Source organism: Streptosporangium sp. H16 (genome assembly GCF_051918855.1).
Lineage (GTDB): Bacteria > Actinomycetota > Actinomycetes > Streptosporangiales > Streptosporangiaceae > Streptosporangium.
This window is the reverse complement of the sequence record NZ_JBPXMD010000036.1, coordinates 53,000-76,934: the sequence shown is the minus strand read 5'-3', so window position 1 is coordinate 76,934 and position 23,935 is coordinate 53,000. Positions and strand designations below refer to the sequence as shown.

Sequence of the window (23,935 nt, the reverse complement as noted above, 5' to 3'; positions counted from 1 at the left end):
TGATAGGCTGGAAGTGGAAGCGCAGTAATGTGTGGAGCTGACCAGTACTAATAGGCCGAGGACTTGACCACAAAGCATTATGCTCGCGTCCACTAGGCAATTCTGAGACAGCAAACAGTGTTTGTGTGTTTCATAGGGTTACGGCGGTTATGGCGAAGGGGAAACACCCGGTTACATTCCGAACCCGGAAGTTAAGCTCTTCAGCGCCGATGGTACTGCACCGGGGACGGTGTGGGAGAGTAGGTCACCGCCGGACAATCTTTTGAGGGCCTCCACCGTTGGTGGGGGCCCTTAGTCATGTCCCGGCCCTTTTTTCCGGGGCTGTTCCGGGACCCTGCCCGCGACCCTTCCCGAACCTTTTCCGGGGCTTGTCTGCGACCCTTTCCGGGATTGTTTAGGGGCTTGCTCAGGGCCCTTTTTGGGGCCTTCCTAGCGGCGTTTCGGGGCGTTCGTCAGGTTCCCGGTCGTCCCATGATCTCGATCATGGCCAGGGTGTTCTGGTATTCCCGCCAGTTGACGATTTTCCCGTCCCGCACCCTGAGGACCCCGATGAAGGGGGAGGAAGCCTGGTGGCCAGTGGCGAGGAACCTGCCGGCCAGCTCGTATTCGACAACGATGACCTCGGGGTCGGCGGTCTCGTGGACGACCACCTCACGGACCTGGTCCAAGGCGAACCGCCGGGCGAAGGCGGCCTGTTCAGGACCGGAGAAGAGCAGGAACGCCTCCTTTCCCTCATGTCTTCTGGGCCTGCCCGGTGGAGCGAAGGGGACCTCGATGACGGCGTCCTCGGCCAGCTCGCTTCCGAAGCCGCCGAGGTTCTCGAGCCAGTGGCGCCGTACGCGTTCGAACATCTCGCGAGGGCCGGGAGCGACGATGGATTCGGTCATGATGGATCCCCTTCGTGACGGACACTAAGATGAGTGAAAGCTCATCTTTATGATCGTGAGTCGAGACTCACTTTGTCAACGCCGTATCTCACGCGCGGAGACATCGCACTTCATCTCATGCGCGAGATGCCGCCCTTCGCGGGCGCCGACAGGTATGCGGGCACGGACGATGCGACAGGAAACACGACAGGAACGACGGGAACGACGGGAACAGGGAAGGCAGGCTGGATGACACCCACGAATTCTTCACCGGGCGGGACGGGCGGTCCTGGGGACGCCAAGCCGTTGCGCGCGGACGCCCAGCGCAACCGGGAACGCATCCTCGCCGCGGCGGAGGCCGTCTTCGCCGAGAAGGGCCCCTCCGCGTCGACCGAAGAGGTCGCCGTCCGTGCGGGGGTGGCCATCGGTACGGTCTTCAAGCACTTCCCGACCAAGCAGGCCCTGCTGCAGGCCATCATGAAGGGCCTCCTGGGCAGGCTGGACGAGGAGATGGCCGAGCTCGCCGCCGATGACGCTCCCGGGGAGGCGCTGTTCACCTTCGTCACCCGCATGGTCGAGCAGGCGGCGCGGAAGAGGACCGTCGTCGGTCTCCTGGCCGAGACAGGTGTCGATCTCCAGGTCGCGAGCTCGGTGCGGATGTTGCGCGAAGGGATCGAGACGCTCCTCGCCCGCTCCCAGGAGGCCGGTGCCGTCCGCGAGGACGTCCGTCTCGACGAGGTGATCGCCCTGCTCACCGGCGTCTGTCAGGGGGCACTCCACGCGGGCTGGGATGGTGACCTGCAGCGTCGCACGCTGGCGATCGTCTTCGCCGGTCTCCGGACGCCTGAGGGCCGCCGATGACTCATGACGGCCCTCGACTGCGAGAGGCCGACCGGGGGAGGCTCGCTCAGATGCTCGCCCAAGGGATCCGCGTAACCCCCTGGGAGGGAACCGCTACGGAGACCGAAGGTCGTGGCCGCGGTCAGGCGCCGGAGGCGGCGCGGAGCAGGGGCTCGATCCGGTAGGGGACCTGGATGGAGAGGGCGATCGTGGTGTCCGTCCGCTGGACCGCGGGGGAGGCCAGGATGCGGGCGATGATCTCCTGGAGGTCGGGGGTGCTGCGGGCCACCACGCGGCAGAGGAGGTCCGCCTGTCCGCTGGTGCCGTACACCTCCAGGATCTCGGGAAGTGGCTCCAGGGCCCGTACGGCCTCGTCCAGGCGGCCCTGGGCGATCTGCAGCGAGACGAACGCGAGGATGGGGTATCCGGCGCCCTCGGGGGCCACGGTGGGGCCGAAGTCGGCGACGACGCCGCGGGCGATCAGCTTCTCGACGCGGGCCTGCACGGTGCCCCGGGCCACGCCGAGCAGGCGGGCCAGCTCGGTCAGGCCGATACGCGGGTTGGCGCGCATGGTGATCAGGAGGCGGCCGTCCAGCTCGTCGATCGACATCTCCTCAGGATCCCGTCAGATTGGGCGATTCGACCAGCATAGACGAGGTGTCACCGTACGTTTCTGTGCGGATCGCCCAGTAGAACTGGCTGCTCTTGCCAACGTTTCCGGATATTGCTGTCATTTCATCTATGTTCGAGGAAGCACAGTACTTCGCACCGGTGGCGACCCGTGACGACGGCTCGATCGAGGTCGAGCTCGGCGCCGGTCACCCCGGTTTCGCCGACCCGGTCTACCGCGCACGCCGCAACGCGATCGCCGCGCTCGCGGTGGGGTACGTGCCCGGTACGCCGATCCCGACGGCCGAGTACACCGACCAGGAACACGAGGTGTGGGCCCTGGTCAGCCGGGAGCTCGGCCTGAAACACCACAAGTACGCGACCGCCGAGTACCTGCGCGCGACCGAGCGGCTCGGGTTGCCCGCCAAGCGCATCCCGCAGCTCCAGGAGGTCAGCGAGCTGCTGGAGCCGCTGACCGGGTTCCGCTACGTCCCGGCCGCCGGGCTGGTGCCGCTCAGGGACTTCTACGGTGTCCTGGCGGACGGGCTCTTCCACTCCACGCAGTACATCCGGCACCACTCCACGCCGCTGTACACGCCGGAGCCCGACGTGATCCACGAGGTGATCGGCCACGCCAACGCGCTGGCCTCCGACCGCTACTCGCGCCTGTACCGCCTGGCGGGGCAGGCGGCCCGGCGGGTCGAGGGCAAGGACGCGCTGGAGTTCATCTCGAAGACCTTCTGGTTCACGATGGAGTTCGGCGTGATGACGGACCAGGGCGAGTTGAGGGCGTACGGCGCGGGGATCCTGTCGTCGTACGGGGAGATCGAGGAGTTCCGGGGGATGGACATCCGCCCGCTGGACATCGCCGCGATGGGCACCACGCACTACGACATCACGAAATACCAGGACGTACTCTTCCGGGCGGAGTCGCTGGAGCACCTCGAGGACATCGTCGGGGACTTCTGGGCGACCTGCGATGACGAGAGTATCGCCCGGCTAATCGCGGACGTTCGCTAAGAGCGGGCATCGGTTTGGCGGGATGTTCTATAGCGCACGCCCTGTTTCAGGCTAGATTCCGCTTGATCGTCTTATTGTTACGTGTTGCGGGATATATCCCGATCGTCACGTAATGGGGGAGACGGTTGGGGTGGATGATGAGAGCAAGGAAACGGGTGGCCGCGGCCGCCGTCCTGCTGGTCACCGCGCAGGCCACCGCCTGCAGCACGTGTCAGGGCCTGACGCCGGTGAGCATGCCGACACCGTCCCCCACGCGGCAGGCGGCACCGGTCGTTCCGACGTCCGGCACGCCCCCTCCCGCACCGTTCCTGGCCGTGGTCCCGGCGGTCCCGGCGCCCGTCTTCCCCGGCGCCGGGGCACCCCGGGCGCCCGGACGGGTGCGGGCCGCCCACTCCCCGAAGATCCTCCCCAAGGAGCTCGGGCACAGCTTGGACGTGTTTCTCGCGAAGTACGGCGGCCGGACCGCCGCCTCGGTGTACGACCTGGGCACCGGCCGGCACTACAGCTATCACCACACCCTGCAGCTGCCGTCGGCCAACACCTCCAAGGTGAGCATCCTGACGGCACTGCTGCTCGGGACGCGGTGGCATGAGCTCGGTGAACGAGCCAGGGCCGACGCGAAGAACATGATCCGCTTCAGCGACAACGAGGCTGCGGACCGGCTGTACGAGCGGATCGGGCTGGAGCCGGGCCTGGCCAGAGCGAACCGCAGGTTCGGCCTCAAGCGCACCTACACCCCCGGCAGGCGGTGCGTTGACCTGTACTGCTGGAGTGTCGCGCAGACCACCACCGAGGACCAGATCCGGCTCGTCAAGGCGCTGGCCACCGGTGAGAGCCCGCTGGCCTCCCTGGAGCGACGCAAGGTGCTCGGGCTGATGGAGAGGGTGGCCCCCGAGCAGAAGTGGGGGATCAGCGCCGGGGCGTGCGGGAAGGACGAGGTGTCGCTGAAGAACGGCTGGCTGCGGCACGCGGCGAACGGGCGCTGGGCGGTCGCCAGCGCCGGGCTGATCCGCGGGCACGGGCACGACTACGCGGTGGCCGTCCTCACCGAGGACAGCCCGAGCATGGAGACCGGCATCGCCAGGATCGAGGGCGTGACCGAGCGCCTCATGAACGCCTTCAGGGGCGGGCGCGGCTGCGAGACGACCGCGAACTGAGCGGTCCGCGGAGCCGCGGAGCCGCGGGCTCGCGGACGCGGGCCGCGTACGTGTCACACCGTCCTGTCGACCAGCCGGTAGCCCACTCCTCGTACGGTCTGGATCAGCTGGTCGTCGTTGTCGCCCAGGCGGGCACGGAGCCGCTTGACGTGCACCGCGATGGTGTTGGTCGAGGTCGTCTCGGTGGAGTTCCAGACATGTCGCATGATCTGCTCCCGCGTCACCGTGCGGTGCGCGTTGCGCATCAGGTAGTGCAGCAGCTCGAACTCGCGCAGCGGCAGATGGACGATCCTGCCGCCGACCTTCACCTGGTAGGCGTTGACGTCCAGTTCCACCGGGCCGACCACGAGTGCCCTGCGGGTTCCGGTCTCGCCGGTGAACGCGGCGTGGATCAACGGCAGCAACTCGGGAACCCGGTACGGCCGGGCCACGCACGCGGTGGCTCCGGCCGTCAGTGCCTGGACGGCCTGCTGGGCATGCCCCTCGCCCACGCCCAGCAGGACGGGGATCGCCCGCGTCAGCCGCACCGCGCGGACGAACTCCACCGCCCCTATGACCGGCAGCGAGGCGCTGACGAGAACGACGTCGGGGCGGAACGCCCCGGCCTGCAACAGGGCCTGGGCGCCGTCGGTGACGCCCATGACCTGCACCCCTTCGCGTTCCAGGACGGCGGCCAGGTCGTGGACCATGGCCACCTCGGGATCGGCCACCAGCAGCATGGGCGCCGTTCGTGTGTCCCCGTCCACCTCTGGTGCCGTCTGCGGCTGGATCACCCGGATCCTCCAATATGGGTTAGCCGAAGCGGCCGGTGATGTAGTCCTCGGTCCGCTTGTCAGTGGGGTTGGTGAAGATGCGGCTGGTCTCGTCGAACTCCACCAGGCGGCCGTGCCGCACGCCGGCCTCGTCCACCTCGGCGGTGAAGAAGGCCGTGCGGTCCGAGACGCGGGCGGCCTGCTGCATGTTGTGGGTGACGATGACGATCGTGTAGTCGCGTGTCAGCTCCTGCATCAGGTCTTCGATCTTGGTGGTCGCGATCGGGTCCAGGGCCGAGCAGGGCTCGTCCATCAGGATGACGTCGGGCTTCACCGCGATCGCCCGCGCGATGCACAGGCGCTGCTGCTGTCCGCCGGACAGGGAGAGCGCGTTCTGCTTGATCTTGTCCTTGACCTCGTCCCAGAGAGCCGCCTTGGTCAGCGCCTCCTCGACGATCTCGTCCATGTTGCCCTTGATCCCGTTGACCCGGGGACCGTAGGCGATGTTGTCGTAGATCGACTTGGGGAAGGGGTTCGGCTTCTGGAAGACCATGCCGATCCGGCGGCGGACCTCGATCGGGTCCACGTGGTCGCCGTAGAGGTTCTCGTCGTGGTACAGGATCTCGCCGGCCGCGCGGGCGCCGGGGATGAGGTCGTTCATCCGGTTGAAGCAGCGGAGCACGGTGCTCTTGCCGCAGCCGGACGGGCCGATCATGGCCGTGATCTCGCGGTTGCCGATGGTCAGGTTGACCCCGCGTACCGCCTCGTAGTCGCCGTAGAAGACGCTGAGGTTGGAGACGGTGAAGACCGGGTCGAGGGCTTCGATGGTGCGGGGGACTTCGGGGCCGCGCACGTTCACGTTCGGCACGGAAATTCCAATCTCGGACATCTCTTACCTCACCAGCGCTTCTGATAGCGGTTACGGAGCCAGATGGCGACGGAGTTCATCAGGAGCAGGATCGCCAGCAGGATCACGATCGCCGCCGCGGCGAGGACGGCGAACTCCTCCTGGGGACGGCTGATGAAGCTGTAGATCTGCAGCGGCAGGACGCTGAAACTGCTCCAGACGCCCTCGGGGTTGAACCGGACCAGCGTCGCGGCACCGAGCATCAGGAACGGGGCGGCCTCGCCGATCGCGCGGGAGAGGGCCAGGATCGAGCCCGTCGCGATGCCCGGGATGGATGCCGGGAGCACCTGGCGGTAGATGGTCTGCCACTGGGTGGCGCCCAGTGCCAGCGAGCCCTCGCGGATCGACGGCGGCACCGCGCGGATGGCCTCGCGGGCGGAGATGATCACAATGGGGAGGACGAGCAGCGAGATGGTGACCGCGCCGGTCATCACGGTGAAGCCGAACTGCATCCAGCGGGCGATGATGCCCAGGCCGAGGATGCCGTAGACGATCGAGGGAACGGCCGCCAGGTTGGAGATGTTCAGCTCGATCAGCTTGTTGTACCACTTGGTCCTGTCGGCGTACTCCTCAAGGTAGATCGCCGCGAGGATGCCGGTGGGCAGGGCCATGAGCGCGGTCAGCCCGATGATCCACAGGGTGCCGAAGATGCCCGACTGGATACCGGACGTCTCCGGGCGGCGGATCGAGGGCTGGTTCTCCCACAGCATCGAGTTGAGCCGGGGCCAGCCCTCCTCGACGACGTAGACCAGCAGCATGGCCAGGAACAGAAGGGCGATCGCGAGGCTGGCCAGCAGCGCGATGCGGAAGAGGTGTTCCTTGAGAGGGCGTCCCTTGCTCGCCAGCTGCACGGCCGAGCGGGGGGTGGAGAGGATGGCCATCAGTCGTAGACCTCGCGATACTTCTGGACCATGCGGGCGCTGAGGTAGTTCATCGCGAAGGTGATCACGAAGAGCAGGGAACCCACCGCGAAGATGGTCTTGTAGGCGATCGAGCCGACCGAGGCGTCACCGGAGCCGGCCTGGGCGATGAAGGCCGCCATCGTGGCCATCTCGTTGCCCGGGTAGAGCGTGAAGACGGACTTGAAACCGCCGGCGATCGCGACGATCATCGTCTCGCCCGCGGCCCGGGAGATCGCCAGGATGACGGCGGCGACGATGCCGGAGAACGCTGCGGGGACGACGACGCGTACCGAGGTGAGCATCTTGGAGGCGCCGAGGGCGTACGAGCCCTCGCGCAGGCCGTTGGGCACCGCGGCCATCGAGTCCTCGGACAGCGACGCGACGATCGGGATGATCATCACGCCGACCAGGAGGCCGGCGGCGAGCGCGTTCTTGCCGTCCAGGTCCAGGAAGGGGAAGACGTCCCTCAGCAGCGGGGTGACGAAGGTGAGGGCGAAGAAGCCGAAGACCACCGTCGGGACGCCCGCGAGGACCTCGAGCACCGGCTTGAAGATCTTGCGGGTCCTGCTGGAGGCGTACTCCGACAGGTAGATCGCGGCGGCCAGGCCGAGCGGTACGGCGACCACGACGGCGATCAGGGTGATCTCCACGGTGGCGACGATGAGCGGCCACACGCCGAACGCCGGCGGGTTGAACAGCGGACCCCAGTCGGTGGAACCGAAGAACTCCCCGAAGCTCACCGCACCGAAGAACTCGATGGTCGGTTCGAGGAGCGCGACGACGATGCCGATCGTGGTCGCCACCGACACCATCGCCGCGGTCAGGAGAACGGCCTTGATGACGAACTCGCCGTAACGCGGGCGCGACCGCGCCAGGGACCCCGGGGCCCCTGGAACGGTCGTGCGGTGCTGAGCCGACATCAGCCGGCGCTCTTCAGCGCGGTGATGTCAGCCTTGAGCTTGGCCTCCTGCTCGGGGTTCAGCGGGATGTACTTCGCGTCCTTGGCGATCACGTTGATGTTGGACGCGTAGTAGTCGAGGAAGGCCGCGACCTCGGGCCGCTTCGCGGCGGCGGCGGAGGGATAGATGAACAGCGGGCGGGCGAGCGGGGTGTACTGGCCACCCTGGGCCGACTCGACGCTCGGGGCCACGCAGCCGCTGCCGGAGTCGATCTCCACGGCCTTCAGCTTGTCGGCGTTCTCCTCGAAGTAGGTGAAGCCGAAGTAGCCCAGGCCGCCCTTGGCGCCCGCGACACCGGTGACGATGTCGTTGTCGTTCTCGCTCGGGCTGTAGTCCTTGCGGCTGGCGCCCTCCTCACCGTTGATCTCGTCGGTGAAGTAGTCGAAGGTGCCGGAGTCGGTGCCGGGGCCGTAGAGCTTGAGCTCCTCGGCCGGGAACTTGGCGTCGACGTCCTTCCAGGTCTTGACCTTGCCCTCGGCCGCCGGCTCCCACATCTTCTTGAGCTGGTCGGTGGTGAGGCAGGTGGCCCAGTCGTTCTCCTTGGGAACCACGACGGTCAGCGCGTCGACGGCCACCGTGAGCTCGGTGAACTTGACGCCCTTCGTGTCGCAGGCCGCCTTCTCCTCGTCCTTGATCGCGCGGGAGGCGTTGGAGATATCGGTCTCGCCGGCGCAGAACTTCTCGAAGCCGCCGCCGGTGCCCGAGGTGCCGACCGGCACCTTCACCTGCGGCTGCTCCTCGCCGAAGAGCTCGGAGGCGGCCTGGCTGAGGGGCGCCACGGTGCTGGAACCGTCGATCTTGATCTCGCCGCTCAGGGCCGCGCCGGCACCCGCCTCGGCGGAGGACGCGCTGGGGGCGGTGGTGCTGCCGTCACTGTTGGGCTTGGCGTCGCCACCACAAGCGGCCGCGAGCGATACGACGAGCGCGGCCGTCGCCACCGCGCTGAGGCGGCGCTGTCCACTGGTCACGGTTATGTTCCTTCTCCGTAGTGAGATCTGTTCTCGATGTCTCCGATGAAAGTGGGGCAAAGTGAACGGAAATGAAACGAGCCATGACCGGGGCCGGAAGAGGTAGGCCCATGGATGTGAATACCGGGGCGTCGACGGAAGTTTGATCTCGGTTTCCGGTCCCGTACGCCCGGTGGGCGGGGCCTCGGAGATTCCCTGGTCTGGGCGTGACCTGGAGAGGAAGCCGTGCTGCTGGAACGTTCCCGGCTCCGGCGGCCTCTCTCGCGGACTTGCCCATCTGTTCATCTTCCCGACGTCTGGCGGCAGGTAACGCGGCCGGATCTCCGGCGCGGCCCGGAGCCGCCAGGAACGGCCAGGAACGGAGCCGCGCGTGGACGCTCCCGGGCGGGAAAGGGCGGAGCGGGTGGCGGGGCCGCTAGGCGGGGAGGGTCAGCGGTCCGCTGCCGAGGCGTTTGAGGACCTCGCCGTGCAGGGGGCCGTTGCTGCACAGCAGGCTGCCGCCGTCGACGTCGGGCACGCCCGACAGGTCGGTCCAGATGCCGCCCGCCTCCTCGACGATCACGGTCAGCGCCGCGATGTCCCAGGGGGAGAGCTCAGGTTCCGCCGACACGTCGGCCGCGCCCTCGGCGACCAGCATGTGCGACCAGAAGTCGCCGTAGGCGCGGCTGCGCCAGACGGAGCGGTTCAGGTCGAGGAACGCGTCGAGCTTTCCGGTCTCCTCCCAGCCGCCGATGCTGGAGTAGGAGAACGAGGCGTCCTCGAGGTTGGTGACGGAGGAGACCTGGCACCGCGTGGCCTTGGTGAGGCTCTTGCCGGTCCAGGCGCCGCTGTCGCGGGCGGCCCACCAGCGGCGGCCGAGGGCGGGAGCGGAGACCAGGCCCACGACGACGCGGCCCTGGTCCATCAGGGCGATGAGGGTGGCCCAGACGGGCACTCCGCGCACGTAGTTCTTGGTCCCGTCGATCGGGTCGATGATCCACGAGCGGTCGCCGTGGCCGCTCGCGCCGAACTCCTCGCCGATCACGGCGTCGCGCGGCCTGGCCCGGCCGAGTGCGGCGCGGATCGCCTCCTCGGCGGCCTGGTCGGCGTCGCTCACCGGTGTGAGGTCGGGTTTGGTCTCCACCCGCAGGTCCATGGACTTGAACCGGCGCATGGTCAGGTCGTCGGCGGCGTCGGCCATGACGTGCGCGAGGCGAAGATCGTCGTTGTAACCCGTCACGGGCGCCAACGCTATCGCGTCGACGGCCGAATGGCGGAGATCAGGGAGCAAGCGGAACAATCGTGTCGGTCCCACCAGGCTCGGATACCGCGTGAAACATCCGTTGGCATCGGTGTTACTGGCGAGTAGCATTCCGGTATGACCTTTGACGTGGGTGAGTTCATGCTGCAGAGCGTCCCGTTCGCCAGGACGCTGGGTATCTCGTTCGACAAGGTGGAACCGGGCTTCGCCGTCGCCCGGATGGCCGACCGGGCCGATCTGCACAACCACGTGGGAGGCCCGCACGCCGGAGCCCTGTTCAGCGTCGCGGAGACGGCCTCCGGAGCCGCCATGATCTCCACCTTCGGCGACCAGCTGTCACGGGCCACCCCGCTGGCCAAGAGCGCGGCGATCCGCTATCTGAAGCTCGCGAAGGGCGAGGTCGTCGCGGAGGCCCGCCTCCGGGCCTCCCGCGAGGAGGTCGTGGCCACGCTGGACGCGGGAGAGCGCCCCGAGTTCGACGTCGCCGTCGAGATCAGGACCGCCGACGGCACCCTCGTGTCCGAGATGACCGTCGCCTGGGCCTTCCGGTTGAACCGCTGACGCTGTGCCGAACCGCCGATGCTCCGCTGACGGCGACGGCAGCCCGGTGACGGCGACAGCCGGTGCCGGTGCCGGCGCGTCTGCCGGCGCGTCGTGGCGAGCTTCGCCGGCCGTTCGTCCGCCTCGCCGGGCCTCGGTCCCGTCTCCGGCGCGCCCTCACGACTGGTCGTCGTCGGAGGCGCCCTCGCGGCTGGCGAGCAGGCGGCGCAGGGAGGCGAGCCGGGCCGGGTCGGCGTGCCCGGCCGCCACCCAGGCGTCCAGGGCGCACTCCTCGGAGAGGTGGTTGCAGCCCTTCGGACACTGGATGGTGCCCTCGATCAGGTCGGGGAAGCCCGCCAGGACCGTCTCCACCGAGACGTGGGCCAGCCCGAAGCTGCGCACTCCCGGGGTGTCGATGATCCAGCCGCTCTCCGGCAGTTCCAGGGCGACGGCCGACGTGGAGGTGTGACGACCCCGGCCGGTCACCGCGTTCACGTGGGAGACGGCCCGGTTGGCGTCCGGCACCAGGGCGTTGACCAGCGTCGACTTGCCCACTCCCGAATGGCCGACGAGCACGCTGATCCGGCCCTTCAGGCGCTCTCGCACCTCTTCCAGGCCGCCCCCCTTCTGGACCACCACGTACGGCACCCCGAGGGGGTCGTACAGCGAGACCAGCTCGTCGGGCGAGGCGAGGTCGGACTTGGTGAGGCAGAGCATCGGATCGATGTCGGCGTCGAAGGCCGCGACGAGCATCCGGTCGATCATGCGGGGCCGGGGCGGCGGATCGGCCAGGGCCGTCACGATGACGAGCTGGTCGGCGTTGGCGACCACGGGACGCTCGATGCCGTCGGTGTTGTCGGTGTCGTCCGCGGAGCGGCGGAGCATGGAGGTGCGGGGCTCCACCCGCACGACGCGGGCCAGCGTGTCGGCCATGCCGGAGACGTCGCCCACCAGGGCCACCCGGTCGCCGACCACGATGCCCTTGCGGCCCAGCTCGCGCGCCTTCATGGCGACCACGACCCTGCCGCTCATCGCGGCGCCCTCCGAGTGGTCCTTCTTGCTGCGGCGGCGGCCCTTCTCGCCCGCCGACTCGACCAGGCACGTGTAGCGGCCGCGGTCGACGGCGACCACGAACGCCGGGATCGCGTCCTCGTGAGCAGGGCGAATCCGGGTCCGGGGCCGGGATCCCTTCCCCGGCCTGACCCTGACGTCGTCCTCGTCGTACTCGCGCTTTCTCAGTTTCTCCGCCTTGTCCGGCCCGGTGTGCCCCAGAGAAGGGCCGCGAGGCCTGTCGGCCGTGCCGGCCGCGCCGACCGCGCCGACCGGTCGTCCCTCACCGCGCGCCGCGCAGCATGTCCGCCCACATGGAGGCGAACTCGGGGAGGGTCTTACCCGTGGTGGCGATGTCCTCCACCTCGACGCCGGGCACGGCCAGCCCGATCACCGCTCCGGCGGTGGCCATCCGGTGGTCGGCGTAGGAGTGGAACACCCCGCCGGTGAGCGGGCGGGGCCTGATCTCCAGGCCGTCCTCGGTCTCGTTCGCGTCGCCGCCGAGGCCGTTGATCTCGGCGACCAGGGCGGCCAGCCGGTCGGTCTCGTGCCCGCGGATGTGGGCGACGCCGCGGATCCTGCTGGGGGAGCTCGCGAGAGCGGCCAGCGCGGCGATCGTCGGGGTCAGCTCGGCCACGTCGCGCAGGTCCGCCTCGATGCCGGTGATCCGCCCGGTGCCGGTGACCGCCAGGCCCTCGGGCGTGTGCTCCACCGAGGCGCCCATGCCGGCCAGCAGCGTGCGGAGCTGGTCGCCCGGCTGGGTCGTCCGCGCGGGCCAGTCGGGGATGGTGACCGTGCCGCCGGTCACCATGGCGGCGGACAGGAAGGGCGCCGCGTTGGACAGGTCGGGCTCCACCGTGAAGTCCCTCGCCCCGATGGGGCCGGGCTCGACCCGCCAGACGTCGGGCTCGGAGTCGTCCACCACGACGCCGAACTCGCGGAGCATCTGGACGGTCATCTGGATGTGCGGTTGCGAGGGGATCGGCGGGCCCTCGTGACGTACCGTCACGCCCTTCTCGAAGCGCGCCGCCGCCAGCAGCAGGCCGGAGAGGAACTGCGACGAGCCGGACGCGTCGAGCCTGACCTCGCCGCCGGCCAGCGGTCCCCGCACCGTGAACGGCAGCGCGTCGCCCGTCACCTCGGCGCCGAGGGCGCGCAGCGCGCGCAGGATCGGGCCCATCGGGCGCTTGCGGGCGTGCGGGTCGCCGTCGAAGAAGACCTCACCCCTGGCCAGCGCCGCCATCGGCGGCACGAAGCGCATGACCGTGCCCGCCAGCCCCACGTCGATGCGGGCCCCGCCGGTGACGGGGCCGGGCGTGATCGCCCAGTCGACGCCGGAGGCGCTCTCGTTGGAGGGGACCATCGTCGCGCCCAGCGCCCGCAGCGCGTCCGCCATCAGGTCGGCGTCGCGGCTGCGCAGCGCCAGGCGTACCGTGCCGGGTCCCTCGGCCAGCGCGGCGAGCAGCAGCGCGCGGTTGGTCACGGACTTCGACCCGGGCAGGGGGACGGTCGCGCGGACGGGTTCGGTCGCGGTCGGCGCGGGCCACAGCGGAGCGGACATGGTCAAAAGCCTACCGGTGCCCGCCCCACGCCGCCCTTCCGCGCCCGGGCACGGAAGGGTCCGCGTGATCGATGAGGTGAGGAGCCGGGCAGGCCGGGTAAAGGCGTCGTCACCGCGACACCCGGTGGCACCGCCGGGAGGGCGCGGCAAGATCGAAAAATGGGGTTGGGGACTCCCCGGCGCGTCGTGGCGTGGGAAAGTGGAGATATGTGCGGAAGATACGCGTCTGCGCGGGCCAAGCAGGAGTTGCTGGAGGAGTTCCAGGTCGAGCTCGACGGAGCGGCCGACGACGAACTCAGGCCCGACTACAACGTCGCGCCCACGAAACCGGTGTACGCGGTGATGAGCCGGGTGCCGAGGGCCGAACCGGACGGCCGGCCGGTCAGGCAGCTTCGCGTGGTCCGCTGGGGGCTGGTCCCCGCCTGGGCGAAGGACCCGTCCATCGGCTCGAAGATGATCAACGCGCGGGTGGAGACGGTGGCGGAGAAGCCCGCCTACCGCAAGGCGTTCGCCGAGCGCAGGTGCCTGATCCCGGCCGACGGCTACTACGAGTGGGTCGTGCTGGACGAGAAGGATGCCAAGGGGAAGCCGAAGAAGCAGCCCTACTTCGTCCGCCCCGCCGACGGTGGCGTGATGGCGATGGCTGGACTGTACGAGTTCTGGCGGGACCGGGGCCGGGACGACGACGACCCGCTCTCCTGGCTGGTGACCTGCACGATCATCACGACCGACGCCGTGGACGAGGCGGGCAGGGTCCACGACCGGATGCCGATGCTGATCGAGCGTGACCGCTGGGGCGAGTGGCTCGACCCCGGGGTGCCCGACGCGCAGGGGTTCCTGATCCCGGCGGGCTCCACGGGACTGGAGATCCATCCGGTCTCCACCGCCGTCAACTCGGTGCGCAACAACAGCCCGGAGCTCGTCGAGCCGATGAAGGAGGCGTAGGGCGACGGCGACGGCCGGGCGCTTCTTCGGAAGCGCAGGGCGAGGGTGGCGGCCACGCCCCTTGTGAAAGCGCCGGGTGATCCGGTGTAAAACTTTCGCCAAGTGGGCATCCGGTGAGGAAAGCGATTCCTCGTGACGGAGTGGCGTATCGGTGCGATGACGAGGTCACGAGATCGCCGTCACAGAGCCCCCTTTTTTGCGCCTGACGGGAGAGCCGGGGATCCCCACACAGGCCGCCCCGGCTTTCCGGAGGTGCGGATTCGTGGATGTCGCGACCGCGCGTGAGCGCCTGAAGAGCATGCTCGCCGAACTCGACCGGTCCATCGGAGTGCTTCGCGGGGACTCCCCCGCCGTACGGGAACGGGATCGGTCCCCGGCCGACGCCGGCTCCGACCTGACCGACTCCGATCGCAACCGGGCCCTGCTGGAGGTGGCCACCCGGCACCGGCGCTCGGTGCTGGAGGCGCTCAGACGGATGGACGAGGGAGGTTACGGCCTCTGCGCGGACTGCGGCGCGCCGGTCCCCGAGAGCAGGCTGGAGGCGCGGCCGGAGGCGGCCCGCTGCGTGCCGTGCCAGTCCCGGCGCGAGCGCAGGCGCTGACCCCGCCCGTCGTCCTCCGGGACGGGGGTGTGAGGCGCGAGCCGCGCAGGGGCAGGCGCTGACCCCGCCCGGCGCCCGGTGGCCGCGCCGGGCGCCGGCCATCAGGCCTCAGGGGCGCCGGGCGCTGGCCACCAGGTGGATGCCCACCGTGTCGTCGTCGTCCGGGTGGGTGTCCAGCTCCGTGTTGACCAGCCAGGCGAGCGCCCGGGAGTCGGAGGCGAGCACGTGGTCGACCGTGGAGGGGGACAGCACCGTGCGGGGTCGTATCCACTCGACCTCGAGCCCGGCGTCGGTGAGCAGCTCGCGCAGCTGGGCGCTGCTGAAGCACCGGGTGATGCTGCCGTCGGGCCAGGGCACGAGCATGACCTCGCCGGTCTGGCGCAGATGGGCCCAGTAGTTCTGCTCGGCGAGTATCGCCATCCCCAGCACCAGGGAGTCGACGCAGACCAGCGCCCGGCCGCCGGGACGCAGGACCCGGGCGACGTCGCCGATCGCGGATTCGGCCATCAGCTCCACCGACATCGCGCGCTCCTCGGCGAGCACGGCGTCCACGCTGCAGTCGGGCAGGAAACGCAGGTCGTCGGCGCGTACCTGGCTGACCTTGGAGATGTCGTGCAGCAGCTGACCGGTCGTGGGCCTGCGGAAGTCGACCACCTCGATCACCCGGTGTCCCGCCTTCGCCGCCTGGACGGCCCAGCGGCCGTCGCCGCAGGACATGTCGAGGACGGTGGACGGGGTTTCCGGCAGCCATCGGCTCAGTTGCTCGGCCACGACCGCGTGGTAAAAGGTCCAGTACGGCCCGAGCGCACCTGAGCCGTTCAGCTCTTCGGCCGGGATGGGCAGCACAAGCAGCTCCTGGCGTCGGGAGGATCCGGTGGTCTTTCAACTACCTACCGGTACGTACCTTCTTTTTCCCCGTACCGGGTCGTTCGTCACCTTCTATCTTGCGGGAACAGATGGCAGTGCGGGTGTGTTGCAAGCGGACAACGCACGATCCTTTCGGAGGTTGGCAAGCAGATGCTCGCCTTGATCGAACCCGTCACCCGCCCCGGTGATCGGCCTATCCCTGACGAGCGGGTATTCTCCGCTCAGTACGGTGTCCCGCGTCAGCAGGACTCCGGCGATCTTAAGGGGGTGGGTCAGGTCCCTGCGACAGACGAGGAGACTCTGGAGCAGCGGAGCACACGGTTCGAGCGGGATGTCATGCCCTATCTCGACCAGCTCTACTCCGCCGCGCTTCGGATGACCCGGAACCCCGCGGACGCCGAGGACCTTCTTCAGGAGACCTTCGCGAAGGCCTTCGCGTCCTTTCACCAGTTCCAGCAAGGCACGAACCTCAAGGCCTGGCTTTACCGGATCCTGACGAACACTTTCATCAACAGTTACCGCAAGAAGCAGCGGGAGCCCAAGCAGTCGGGCGCCGAGGAGATCGAGGACTGGCAGCTGGCCAGGGCCGAGTCGCACACCTCGGGCGGGCTGAAGTCGGCGGAGATCGAGGCGCTCGAACACCTCCCCGACACCGACGTGAAGCGGGCGCTGGCCGCGCTCCCCGAGGAGTTCCGCATCGCGGTCTACCTCGCCGACGTCGAGGGCTTCCCGTACAAGGAGATCGCCGACATCATGGGGACCCCCATCGGGACCGTGATGTCGCGGCTGCACCGTGGCCGCCGCCAGCTGCGGACCCAACTTGAGGACTACGCCCGCGAGCGTGGCCTGGTTCCCGCGGAGGGTGCGAAGTGAACGAGCGAGACAGGAAAGACGAGCCCGCCGGCACGGGCTCCCTGCCCAGGGTCCGGGTGATCGCATGAGCTGCGGCGACCACCACGACACCGACTGTCGCGAGGTCCTGGAAAAGGTCTACACCTACCTGGACGGCGAGCTCGACGAGGGCAACTGCGCCGACATCCGCGTGCACCTGGACGAGTGCCACCCCTGCCTGGAGGAGTACGGCCTGGAGCAGGTCGTCAAGCAACTCGTCGCCAAGCACTGCGGCTGTGACCAGGCCTCGGCCGACCTGCGGGCCAAGGTGCTCAGCCGTATCGACCAGGTGCGCTCCGAACTGGCTCGCTGACCTCCTAGGATCTCTCGTACGGCCTTGGCCATACGACGATGGGGGTTCACCATGCGCATACTCGTGACCGGCGGGGCGGGATTCATCGGATCCACCCTCGTCGACCGGTTGCTGGCCGACGGGCATGAGGTCATGGTCGTGGACGACCTGTCGGGCGGCGACCGGGGCAACCTGGTCCGCGCCGCGGAGAGTCCCCTGTTCGCCCTGCACGTGATGGACATCCGCGACCCGGCCCTGATCGGCCTGGCCGCCGAGTGGAGGCCCGAGGTCGTCTGCCATCTCGCCGCGCAGATCAGCGTGCGCAAGAGCGTGGCCGACCCGGTCCACGACGCCCGGCTCAACGTCGAGGGCACCGCGTCGGTCCTGACGGCGGCCCACCACGGAGGCACCCGCAAGGTCGTCTTCGCCTCCTCGGTCGCGGTGTACGGCAGGCCGGCGGTCATCCCGGTCCCCGGCGGCGCGGCGACCGACCCGCGCTCCCCGTACGCCGCCTCCAAGCTGAGCGCGGAGACCTACCTGGCCACGTTCAAGGCGCTGCACGGCATCGACTACACCACGCTGGTGCTCTCCAACGTCTACGGCCCGCGCCAGTCGCCCGACGGCGAGGCGGGGGTGGTCGCCATCTTCACCGACGCGCTGCTCAACGGCACCCCCACGGTGGTGTACGGCGACGGCTCCCAGACCCGCGACTACATCTTCGTCGACGACGTGGTGGACGGCTTCGCCCGCGCCTGCGGCGCCGAGGGCGGCGGCGGCCGTTTCAACCTGGGCACCGGCGTCCAGACCACCGACCGGAGGCTGCACTCCCTGATCGCGGAGGCGGCCGGTGTCGCCGACGAGCCGGGCGAGGCTCCCACCCGCCTGGGCGACCTCCCCGCGATGGCCGTCGACCCGGCCCCCGCGTTCGAGGGGATCGGCTGGCGTCCCCAGACGGATCTGGCCGTCGGGCTGAAGAGCACCGTCGACTGGGCGAGGACCAGGCTCGCGAGCCTGTGACGGCGCGGGGCCTTGAGGCGGCCCCGAGCGGTCCCGGACATCGATGGCGGCCGGTGATTGCTTGATTACGCTTTGCTTGCGATTGGCCGTCTCGCCCTCCTGAGCAGGTTCGCTTCGATAGCCTGGGTGCGAAATCGACGTGGAGGCAGCGCATGTTAAAGGAAACGGTCACCCCGGTCTTTCCTGGGATTTCCTGGACCTGAGCACGCGCCCTTTAGGAACACTAGGGTGGCCGCTTTGCGTGGACTGCCGTGGTTTGCCAAGGTCTATCTGATCCTTGTCATCGGAGCCGCGTTCGTGCTGCTCGGATACAACGTGGCCGAGGACGGCCGGCTGGATCCGCTCGACTGGTCCAACCTCATGGTGCTGGCCCTGCTGTTCCTGGTGTGCGAGTCGGTGCCCACCCTGCTGCACGTCCGGCAGGCCGCGGTGTCGGTCAGCTTCTCCGCCGTGCTCGCCGCGGTGGTGCTGCTCGGCCCCGAGGGGGCGGCGCTGGTCGGCATGACGGCCATGTTCAGCGTGCGGCCCGGCCTGCCGCTGGTGAAGCGGCTGTTCAACAGCGCCCAGTTCGCCATCTGCGGCTACGTCGCGGGCCGGGTCTACGTGTGGCTCGGCGGCAGGTCCGGGGTGCCGACCATCGACGGGTTCGACGCCATCATCGTGCCGTTCGCGGGCGCGGCGGCCGTCTTCGTGCCCCTCAACTTCGTCCTGATCGCGATCGTGCTGAAGCTCACCGGCCAGGCCGACCAGGTGCCGCTGCGGGGCGTGGCGCAGTTCATGGTCTCCTACTTCGGCTACGCCACCTTCGGGCTGCTGATCGCCGGGCTGTGGGCCACGGTCAGCTCGATCTCCGCGGTGCTCGTGCTGCTTCCGCTCTTCGTGGCCCGCTGGGCCTTCGGCCAGTATCTCGCGCAGCAGCGCTCCTACGACGCGACGATCGCCGCGCTCTGCCAGGCCGTGGAGACCAAGGACTACTACACGCGCGGCCACTGCACCCGCGTCTCCCTGGCCGCCGGCATGATCGCCGAGGAGATCGGCATGGGGTCGGAGCGGCTGCGCGCGATCCGCTACGCCGGGATGCTGCACGACGTCGGCAAGCTGGGCGTGCCGACCAAGGTGCTGCAGAAGGACGGCCCGCTCAGCGAGGAGGAGTTCGCGGCCATCCAGCTCCATCCGATGCGCGGGCTGGAGATCGTGCGCGGCATCGACTTCCTGGACGAGGCGTTCGCCGGGATCATGCACCACCACGAGCGGCAGGACGGCAAGGGTTACCCGATGGGGCTGGCGGGCGACGAGATCCCGGAGTTCGCCAGGATCATCGCGGTGGCCGACGCCTTCGACTCGATGACCTCCGACCGCTCCTACCGCAACGCCCGCTCGCGCGAGGTGGCACTGGCCGAGCTGCGCAAGGGCGCCGGCACCCAGTTCGACCCGGTGATGGTGGTCGCGTTCGTCAAGGCCGTCGACCGTGACGGCTGGGAGCCGCCGCGCACGATCGTCACGCCCCCGGCCGACGTGTCGGAGACCACGGCGAAGGACCACGACGACCCGACCGTACCCATCCAGGTGGTGTCCGAGCGATGAACGGCTCCGGCGCCAACCGGGTTTTCCAGACGCTCGACTCGGGCCAGCTCCTGCTGATCTGCGCGGCCGGCCTCCTGGCGGTGGCCGGGGTGGCCCACACGGCCGCGACCGGCCTGCTCGACCCCCAGATCGCCGTCGCCTTCGGTGCTCTGATCGCGATCGGGGAGCTGGCCAGGCTCACCATGCCCGGCAACAGGGAGGTGGCGCCGATCGGCGCGGCGGCCGCGCTCGGTTACACGCTCCTGCTGGACATGGGCGGCGATCCCGCGCGGCACTCGGCGCTGCAGGTCGTCGCGGTGCTGGCGGCCGGCATGGTCGCGGGGGCGCTGCCGCATCTCGCGGTGGGCCGCCCGCCCCAGCTGGACGGGATGGCGCGCAGGCTCTTCACCGGCGCCCTGCTCGCGCTGGCCTACCGGCCCCTGGCCGGGCCGTTGTTCGACCTGGCCAGGGAAGGGGAGAGCGGCTGGTGGCCCGCGCTCGGCGTGATGGCCCTGTTCATCCTGCTCATGGTGGTGGTCGACGTGCTGCTGGCCGCCGTGCTGCGGGCCGAGCAGGTGCGGGCCGCCCTCAGGGTGGCCGTCCACGACGAGCTGTGGATGGCCGCGCCGCTGGGGGCCGCCGTCGCCGCCTCGGGCATCCTGCTCGCGCTCGCCTCGCACAGCATGGGCATGACCGCGCTGCTGGTCTTCGCCGCGCCGCTGCTGGTCACCCAGGTCGCCTTCCGCAAGTACGCCGGGATCAGGGCGACCTACCTGCAGACCGTACGGGCGCTGGCGCGGGTCACCGAGGTCGGCGGGTACGTCGAGCCGGGGCACTCCCGCCGGGTGAGCCGCCTGTCGGTGGCGGTCGGGCGGGAGCTCGGCACGGCGGAGCCCGAGCTGCTGGAGCTGGAGTACGCCGCGCTCATGCACGACATCGGCCAGCTGTCGTTGCGCGATCCCATTCCCGGCGGCGCCACGGTCCTCACCGACCCCGAGCAGGCGCGGCGCATCGCCGAGCTGGGCGCGGAGGTGATCAAGCAGACCGGGGTGCTGGACCGGGTGGCCGAGATCGTCCGCCGCCAGTGCGACACCTGCGCGGAGCAGCCTCCGGTGGCCAGCCGCATCATCAAGGCGGCCAACGCCTACGACGATCTCGTCGGTGGTTCCAGTGACCGCGACCGGGCGGGTGCCGCCCTGGAGCGGCTCCGGCTCGGCGTGGGGCGGGAGTACGACCCGACGGTTGTGGAGGCGATGGCCCGGGTGATCGACAGGCTGGCCCCGATTCACCGTCTCTAGGCCTCACGCGGGACGCGCGGGCGCCCCTGGGCGGTTCCTTCGTTCTACGCCGGGTCGCCCGAGCTGCCGGAGCTCGTCGGCGAAAACCGCGATACGAAACTGGCGGCCCGTATACGGACGTGATCGGCTCTGTCTGGCACAGTTGAGGAACGTTGACGATGGGAGTTTCCGGTGGCTGAGATCCGCGCCGAGATGGTGGCGAACGTCTGGAAGATCCTCGTGGCCGAGGGCGACCCCGTCGAGGCCGGTGACACCGTGGTCATCCTCGAGTCGATGAAGATGGAGATCCCGGTTCTCGCCGAGGACGGCGGCGTGATCGCCAAGCTGCAGGTCACCGAGGGCGACGTCATTCAGGAGGGCGACCTGATCGCCGTCATCGAGTAGTCCCGTCGTCGCGGACGAGCCGGGCGAGGAAGCGCTCGCGGTCGACGACCACGCGCTCGATCGTTCCCGAGGCGACGAGGGCCTTCCGGTCGCGGGCGGTGAAGCCGAAGACCAGGCGGCGCCCGTCGACCTCGGTGAGCTCGACGGCGATCTCGACATGCGTGCCGATCGGGCTGGCCTCCAGATGCTCCAGGGAGACCCGGGTGCCCACGGAGGTCTGGCCCGGGGTCAGGGCGCCCGCGATCGCCTGGACGGTGGCCCGCTCGGCGAAGGCGAGCAGGCGGGGAGTGGCCAGCACCGGCACGTCACCGCTGCCGACCTTCGTCGCGGTGTCCTCCCCTTCCACCATGATGAGAAGCCGTGCCTGCAGACCGGGAGCGAGCGTCATGCGCGTCAGCATAGGGTCTGGTCCCGTGACCCCGTACTGCGACCACTGCGGGCGCCCGGAGGGCGAGGCCGACCACGCCGCGTGCCTGGTGGCCCGTGAGATGGAGCCGCCCCGTTACTGTTCCCGCTGCCGTCGCCGGATGGTGGTGCAGGTGACCCCCGGCGGCTGGTCCGCGCGCTGCGCCGAGCACGGCACGACGAGCGGTTGACACCGGCCGGTTTCACCCCGGCTTAGGTGTTTTTTGCGGACCCTTGTAGGGTTTTAGGGAGTTCGCCCCGGATATCTCGGGGTGACGCCGTGGCACCCGGGTTGGCTGTTTCCTGCGTGACTCCCGAGTGGCCCTGGACACAAGGGTCTGCAAGGTGCACAAGTACGCCCAAAAGTGCCAGGTTTTGTGCGATGCTACGGCACGCGTCTCGTTTGTGAGCCATCCGGCACGCAGGGTTTCGTTACAGCGCCGTGACGATGCCGCGATACGGGTGCGCTTTGTTGAGAGCTCTGAGGTAGGAGTGGAGAGGGTTACGGGGGAGTCATGGTGGCCCAAGGCACGACGCTGGCGGGGCGGTATCGCCTAAGCACCCGCATCGGCGCCGGCGGTATGGGCGAGGTGTGGAAGGGCGAGGACATGGTCCTGGCCCGCACTGTCGCCGTAAAGGTGCTGCTCCCGGGCCGTACGGACGATCCGGGCTTCCTGGTTCGCTTCCAGGGTGAGGCCCGGGCGATGGCGACGATCAACCACCCCGGGGTCGTCGACGTGTACGACTACGGGGTTCACGAGGTGCCCGGCGCGGGGGCGACGGCATACCTGGTGATGAAGTTCGTCGACGGCGAGCCGCTCGACCGCCTGCTCGGGCGGCTGCGACGGGTCGCCCCCGGGGCCGCGATGGACCTCATCGCCCAGGCGGCCTCGGCACTGCAGGCGGTCCACGACCAGGGCATCGTCCACCGGGACATCAAGCCGGGCAACCTGCTGGTGCGCTCGGACGGCACGCTCGTGCTCACCGACTTCGGCATCGCCAGGTCCGACACCGCCAGCCGGTTGACGGACGCGGGCATGGTGCTCGGCACCGCCGCCTACTGCGCGCCCGAGCAGGCCGAGGGCGCGCCCGTCACGCCCGCCGTGGACATCTACGCGCTGGGCGTGGTGGCGTACGAGTGCCTGGCCGGGCAGCGCCCGTTCGACGGCGACACGCCCGTCACCATCGCGCTCAAGCACATCCGCGAGGCGCCGCCGCCGCTGCCGCCGGACATCCCGCCCGCGGTTCGCGCGCTTGTGGAGCGCTCCTTGGCCAAGGATCCGGCCCGGCGTTTCCCCAGCGCCGCGGCCATGAGCGCCGCCGCCAGGCAGGCGGCCTTCGGCGCGGAGGGCGGCGACACGCTGTCGGCGTCCGCGCAGCAGGCCGAGCCGCCGGGGACCGGATGGCAGGCGCAGGTCCCCCAGCCGGGCCCGCAGGGGCAGACCGGCCGGCAGCAGGGCCAGGGGTCGGCCACGCCGCAGACGGGCCGGCAGGGCGCTCAGGCTCCCGCCGGCGGCTGGCAGGATGCCCAGGCGCCGACCGGAAACTGGCAGGGATCGCAGGCGCCGACCGGCAGCTGGCAGGGAGGCTCGCAGCACTTCACCGCGCCGACGGCGGGAGCCGGAGCGGCCGTCGAGGCGGGCGCGCAGGGCCGTGGCCGCCGTGCCGCGCAGAAGCCGCGGCGCAAGAGCGGGCTGGTCGTGGCGTCGGCGGTCGCGGCCGTGATGTGCGCGGGCCTCGTCGCGGTGGCGATCAACGGGATGGCGGCCACCGGGCAGACGTCGAACACCGATCCCATGAGGTACCCGGTGGTCACGCCCAGCGCCGGCAAGCCGTCGAAGGTGTCCGGGACGAAGCCGCCCCGCAAGACGCCGACGGCCACTCCGAGAGCGTCGCGCCCGTCACAGAACCGACCCACCCCGAAGCCCACTCCGGACGAGGGGTCACCGACCCCCACCCCGACGACGGCGACGAAGAAGCCGACACCGACTCCCACCCCCACACCGACCCCGACGCCGAAGCCGAAGAAGAACGTTCCGGACACCATCGGCATGAAGCCCGAAGCGGCGACCGCGGCGCTCAAGCAGGCGGGTTTCAAGGTGACGCTCTCCTACAGCGCCGACGTCAAGCCGGAGAACTGTACCCAGATCGTCGAGTCCCGCCCGGGCGGGGGCACGATGTGGGACCCGTCCAAGCCGGTGGAGATCATCGCCGCCATCGCCGACTGCCCGCCGACGCCCACCCCGACGCCGACCGGCAAGCCCTGAGTTCCACAAGGTGAGGACCGGCGAGCCCCGGTCC

26 protein-coding genes and 1 rRNA gene are annotated in these 23,935 nt (G+C 69.6%); 15 read left to right on the top strand and 12 right to left on the bottom strand.

The features are described from left to right. Window positions 1-139 precede the first annotated feature (139 nt). Window positions 140-256 (top strand): 5S ribosomal RNA (rrf, locus tag ACTOQ2_RS37205). A 196-nt stretch (window positions 257-452) separates the two neighbouring features. On the opposite strand, the gene ACTOQ2_RS37200 is transcribed toward rrf, so the two are convergent. After that, entirely contained in the window at window positions 453-887 is a 435-nt protein-coding gene (locus tag ACTOQ2_RS37200) for a nuclear transport factor 2 family protein (protein WP_440105658.1), read from the bottom strand. A gap of 228 nt (window positions 888-1,115) precedes the next feature. On the opposite strand from ACTOQ2_RS37200, the gene ACTOQ2_RS37195 reads away from it, so the two are divergent. Next, entirely contained in the window at window positions 1,116-1,727 is a 612-nt protein-coding gene (locus ACTOQ2_RS37195) for a TetR/AcrR family transcriptional regulator (RefSeq protein ID WP_440105656.1), read from the top strand. Window positions 1,728-1,848: 121 nt separating this feature from the next. Here ACTOQ2_RS37195 and ACTOQ2_RS37190 read toward each other — a convergent pair whose 3' ends face one another. Beyond that, entirely contained in the window at window positions 1,849-2,316 is a 468-nt protein-coding gene (locus tag ACTOQ2_RS37190) for an Lrp/AsnC family transcriptional regulator (RefSeq protein WP_440105654.1), read from the bottom strand. Window positions 2,317-2,447: 131 nt separating this feature from the next. Here ACTOQ2_RS37190 and ACTOQ2_RS37185 point away from each other — a divergent pair, with 131 nt between their 5' ends. Together ACTOQ2_RS37185 and ACTOQ2_RS37180 are read left to right on the top strand one after the other, a co-directional pair. Further along, window positions 2,448-3,335 (top strand): phenylalanine 4-monooxygenase, encoded by an 888-nt coding sequence (locus ACTOQ2_RS37185; protein ID WP_440105652.1) that lies wholly within the window; start codon window positions 2,448-2,450, stop codon window positions 3,333-3,335. Window positions 3,336-3,472: 137 nt separating this feature from the next. Beyond that, window positions 3,473-4,492 carry a serine hydrolase gene (locus ACTOQ2_RS37180; protein WP_440105650.1) on the top strand — a complete coding sequence of 340 codons (1,020 nt, stop codon included), beginning with the start codon at window positions 3,473-3,475 and terminating at the stop codon, window positions 4,490-4,492. Between the two features lie 53 nt (window positions 4,493-4,545). Here the strand turns inward: ACTOQ2_RS37180 and ACTOQ2_RS37175 are convergent, their stop codons facing one another. The 6 genes from ACTOQ2_RS37175 to hisN form a co-directional block, all read right to left on the bottom strand. Next, complete coding sequence (locus ACTOQ2_RS37175) at window positions 4,546-5,265, bottom strand: response regulator transcription factor (RefSeq protein ID WP_440105648.1); 720 nt, start codon at window positions 5,263-5,265, stop codon at window positions 4,546-4,548. A gap of 19 nt (window positions 5,266-5,284) precedes the next feature. Further along, window positions 5,285-6,112, bottom strand: a complete 828-nt coding sequence (pstB, locus tag ACTOQ2_RS37170) for a phosphate ABC transporter ATP-binding protein PstB (RefSeq protein ID WP_440073039.1) — start codon at window positions 6,110-6,112, stop codon at window positions 5,285-5,287. Window positions 6,113-6,141: 29 nt separating this feature from the next. Then, window positions 6,142-7,032, bottom strand: coding sequence for a phosphate ABC transporter permease PstA (pstA, locus tag ACTOQ2_RS37165; protein ID WP_440073037.1), 891 nt, complete (start codon window positions 7,030-7,032; stop codon window positions 6,142-6,144). Beyond that, complete coding sequence (pstC, locus tag ACTOQ2_RS37160) at window positions 7,032-7,973, bottom strand: phosphate ABC transporter permease subunit PstC (protein ID WP_440105646.1); 942 nt, start codon at window positions 7,971-7,973, stop codon at window positions 7,032-7,034. The genes pstA and pstC overlap by 1 nt, the downstream gene beginning before the upstream one ends. Continuing rightward, window positions 7,973-8,980 (bottom strand): PstS family phosphate ABC transporter substrate-binding protein, encoded by a 1,008-nt coding sequence (locus ACTOQ2_RS37155; RefSeq protein WP_440105644.1) that lies wholly within the window; start codon window positions 8,978-8,980, stop codon window positions 7,973-7,975. The genes pstC and ACTOQ2_RS37155 overlap by 1 nt, the downstream gene beginning before the upstream one ends. A gap of 415 nt (window positions 8,981-9,395) precedes the next feature. Next, the gene (gene hisN, locus ACTOQ2_RS37150; RefSeq protein WP_440105642.1) at window positions 9,396-10,199 is read right to left on the bottom strand and encodes a histidinol-phosphatase; all 804 of its coding nucleotides are present in this window, start codon (window positions 10,197-10,199) and stop codon (window positions 9,396-9,398) included. A gap of 138 nt (window positions 10,200-10,337) precedes the next feature. On the opposite strand from hisN, the gene ACTOQ2_RS37145 reads away from it, so the two are divergent. Continuing rightward, window positions 10,338-10,781: a DUF4442 domain-containing protein gene (locus ACTOQ2_RS37145; protein ID WP_440073031.1), complete on the top strand. Its 444-nt coding sequence runs from the start codon at window positions 10,338-10,340 to the stop codon at window positions 10,779-10,781. Between the two features lie 156 nt (window positions 10,782-10,937). Here the strand turns inward: ACTOQ2_RS37145 and rsgA are convergent, their stop codons facing one another. Both rsgA and aroA read right to left on the bottom strand, forming a co-directional pair. Continuing rightward, window positions 10,938-11,999 carry a ribosome small subunit-dependent GTPase A gene (gene rsgA / locus ACTOQ2_RS37140; RefSeq protein ID WP_440105660.1) on the bottom strand — a complete coding sequence of 354 codons (1,062 nt, stop codon included), beginning with the start codon at window positions 11,997-11,999 and terminating at the stop codon, window positions 10,938-10,940. 94 nt (window positions 12,000-12,093) lie between these two features. Next, the gene (gene aroA / locus ACTOQ2_RS37135; protein WP_440105640.1) at window positions 12,094-13,371 is read right to left on the bottom strand and encodes a 3-phosphoshikimate 1-carboxyvinyltransferase; all 1,278 of its coding nucleotides are present in this window, start codon (window positions 13,369-13,371) and stop codon (window positions 12,094-12,096) included. A gap of 207 nt (window positions 13,372-13,578) precedes the next feature. Between aroA and ACTOQ2_RS37130 the strand changes: the two genes are divergently transcribed. Both ACTOQ2_RS37130 and ACTOQ2_RS37125 read left to right on the top strand, forming a co-directional pair. Beyond that, window positions 13,579-14,316 carry an SOS response-associated peptidase gene (locus ACTOQ2_RS37130; RefSeq protein ID WP_440105638.1) on the top strand — a complete coding sequence of 246 codons (738 nt, stop codon included), beginning with the start codon at window positions 13,579-13,581 and terminating at the stop codon, window positions 14,314-14,316. A gap of 262 nt (window positions 14,317-14,578) precedes the next feature. Then, on the top strand, window positions 14,579-14,917 hold the full coding sequence (locus ACTOQ2_RS37125) for a TraR/DksA family transcriptional regulator (RefSeq protein WP_362697709.1): 339 nt from the start codon (window positions 14,579-14,581) through the stop codon (window positions 14,915-14,917). A gap of 108 nt (window positions 14,918-15,025) precedes the next feature. Here the strand turns inward: ACTOQ2_RS37125 and ACTOQ2_RS37120 are convergent, their stop codons facing one another. Beyond that, window positions 15,026-15,763, bottom strand: a complete 738-nt coding sequence (locus ACTOQ2_RS37120; RefSeq protein ID WP_440105636.1) for a class I SAM-dependent methyltransferase — start codon at window positions 15,761-15,763, stop codon at window positions 15,026-15,028. Between the two features lie 288 nt (window positions 15,764-16,051). Here ACTOQ2_RS37120 and ACTOQ2_RS37115 point away from each other — a divergent pair, with 288 nt between their 5' ends. The 6 genes from ACTOQ2_RS37115 (at window position 16,052) to ACTOQ2_RS37090 (ending at window position 21,229) form a co-directional block, all read left to right on the top strand. After that, window positions 16,052-16,657 carry a sigma-70 family RNA polymerase sigma factor gene (locus tag ACTOQ2_RS37115; RefSeq protein ID WP_440073027.1) on the top strand — a complete coding sequence of 202 codons (606 nt, stop codon included), beginning with the start codon at window positions 16,052-16,054 and terminating at the stop codon, window positions 16,655-16,657. A 64-nt stretch (window positions 16,658-16,721) separates the two neighbouring features. Continuing rightward, window positions 16,722-16,988: a mycothiol system anti-sigma-R factor gene (gene rsrA, locus ACTOQ2_RS37110; RefSeq protein WP_440105634.1), complete on the top strand. Its 267-nt coding sequence runs from the start codon at window positions 16,722-16,724 to the stop codon at window positions 16,986-16,988. 51 nt (window positions 16,989-17,039) lie between these two features. Beyond that, on the top strand, window positions 17,040-17,984 hold the full coding sequence (locus tag ACTOQ2_RS37105) for an NAD-dependent epimerase/dehydratase family protein (RefSeq protein ID WP_440105632.1): 945 nt from the start codon (window positions 17,040-17,042) through the stop codon (window positions 17,982-17,984). Between the two features lie 228 nt (window positions 17,985-18,212). After that, window positions 18,213-19,568 (top strand): HD-GYP domain-containing protein, encoded by a 1,356-nt coding sequence (locus tag ACTOQ2_RS37100; protein WP_440105631.1) that lies wholly within the window; start codon window positions 18,213-18,215, stop codon window positions 19,566-19,568. Continuing rightward, entirely contained in the window at window positions 19,565-20,845 is a 1,281-nt protein-coding gene (locus ACTOQ2_RS37095) for an HD-GYP domain-containing protein (RefSeq protein ID WP_440105629.1), read from the top strand. The genes ACTOQ2_RS37100 and ACTOQ2_RS37095 overlap by 4 nt, the downstream gene beginning before the upstream one ends. A gap of 171 nt (window positions 20,846-21,016) precedes the next feature. After that, entirely contained in the window at window positions 21,017-21,229 is a 213-nt protein-coding gene (locus ACTOQ2_RS37090; protein WP_440105627.1) for a biotin/lipoyl-binding carrier protein, read from the top strand. On the opposite strand, the gene ACTOQ2_RS37085 is transcribed toward ACTOQ2_RS37090, so the two are convergent. Continuing rightward, window positions 21,219-21,617, bottom strand: a complete 399-nt coding sequence (locus tag ACTOQ2_RS37085; RefSeq protein ID WP_440105625.1) for a thioesterase family protein — start codon at window positions 21,615-21,617, stop codon at window positions 21,219-21,221. The genes ACTOQ2_RS37090 and ACTOQ2_RS37085 overlap by 11 nt on opposite strands. Between ACTOQ2_RS37085 and bsaP the strand changes: the two genes are divergently transcribed. Then, window positions 21,616-21,825 carry a biotin synthase auxiliary protein BsaP gene (gene bsaP, locus ACTOQ2_RS37080; protein WP_440105623.1) on the top strand — a complete coding sequence of 70 codons (210 nt, stop codon included), beginning with the start codon at window positions 21,616-21,618 and terminating at the stop codon, window positions 21,823-21,825. The genes ACTOQ2_RS37085 and bsaP overlap by 2 nt on opposite strands. 324 nt (window positions 21,826-22,149) lie before the next feature. Then, window positions 22,150-23,901, top strand: a complete 1,752-nt coding sequence (locus ACTOQ2_RS37075; protein WP_440105621.1) for a serine/threonine protein kinase — start codon at window positions 22,150-22,152, stop codon at window positions 23,899-23,901. Window positions 23,902-23,935: the final 34 nt, after the last annotated feature.

Excerpts from the sequence above, each read along its gene's own strand:
- bsaP (WP_440105623.1), top strand. The coding sequence starts at position 21,616 with ATGCGCGTCAGCATAGGGTCTGGTCCCGTGACCCCGTACTGCGACCAC.
- pstA (WP_440073037.1), bottom strand. The coding sequence starts at position 7,032 with ATGGCCATCCTCTCCACCCCCCGCTCGGCCGTGCAGCTGGCGAGCAAG.
- rsrA (WP_440105634.1), top strand. The coding sequence starts at position 16,722 with ATGAGCTGCGGCGACCACCACGACACCGACTGTCGCGAGGTCCTGGAA.
- ACTOQ2_RS37130 (WP_440105638.1), top strand. The coding sequence starts at position 13,579 with ATGTGCGGAAGATACGCGTCTGCGCGGGCCAAGCAGGAGTTGCTGGAG.
- pstC (WP_440105646.1), bottom strand. The coding sequence starts at position 7,973 with ATGTCGGCTCAGCACCGCACGACCGTTCCAGGGGCCCCGGGGTCCCTG.
- ACTOQ2_RS37200 (WP_440105658.1), bottom strand. The coding sequence starts at position 887 with ATGACCGAATCCATCGTCGCTCCCGGCCCTCGCGAGATGTTCGAACGC.
- ACTOQ2_RS37190 (WP_440105654.1), bottom strand. The coding sequence starts at position 2,316 with ATGTCGATCGACGAGCTGGACGGCCGCCTCCTGATCACCATGCGCGCC.
- ACTOQ2_RS37105 (WP_440105632.1), top strand. The coding sequence starts at position 17,040 with ATGCGCATACTCGTGACCGGCGGGGCGGGATTCATCGGATCCACCCTC.
- ACTOQ2_RS37085 (WP_440105625.1), bottom strand. The coding sequence starts at position 21,617 with ATGACGCTCGCTCCCGGTCTGCAGGCACGGCTTCTCATCATGGTGGAA.
- ACTOQ2_RS37095 (WP_440105629.1), top strand. The coding sequence starts at position 19,565 with ATGAACGGCTCCGGCGCCAACCGGGTTTTCCAGACGCTCGACTCGGGC.
- ACTOQ2_RS37075 (WP_440105621.1), top strand. The coding sequence starts at position 22,150 with ATGGTGGCCCAAGGCACGACGCTGGCGGGGCGGTATCGCCTAAGCACC.
- ACTOQ2_RS37195 (WP_440105656.1), top strand. The coding sequence starts at position 1,116 with ATGACACCCACGAATTCTTCACCGGGCGGGACGGGCGGTCCTGGGGAC.
- ACTOQ2_RS37180 (WP_440105650.1), top strand. The coding sequence starts at position 3,473 with ATGAGAGCAAGGAAACGGGTGGCCGCGGCCGCCGTCCTGCTGGTCACC.
- ACTOQ2_RS37185 (WP_440105652.1), top strand. The coding sequence starts at position 2,448 with ATGTTCGAGGAAGCACAGTACTTCGCACCGGTGGCGACCCGTGACGAC.
- aroA (WP_440105640.1), bottom strand. The coding sequence starts at position 13,371 with ATGTCCGCTCCGCTGTGGCCCGCGCCGACCGCGACCGAACCCGTCCGC.
- ACTOQ2_RS37145 (WP_440073031.1), top strand. The coding sequence starts at position 10,338 with ATGACCTTTGACGTGGGTGAGTTCATGCTGCAGAGCGTCCCGTTCGCC.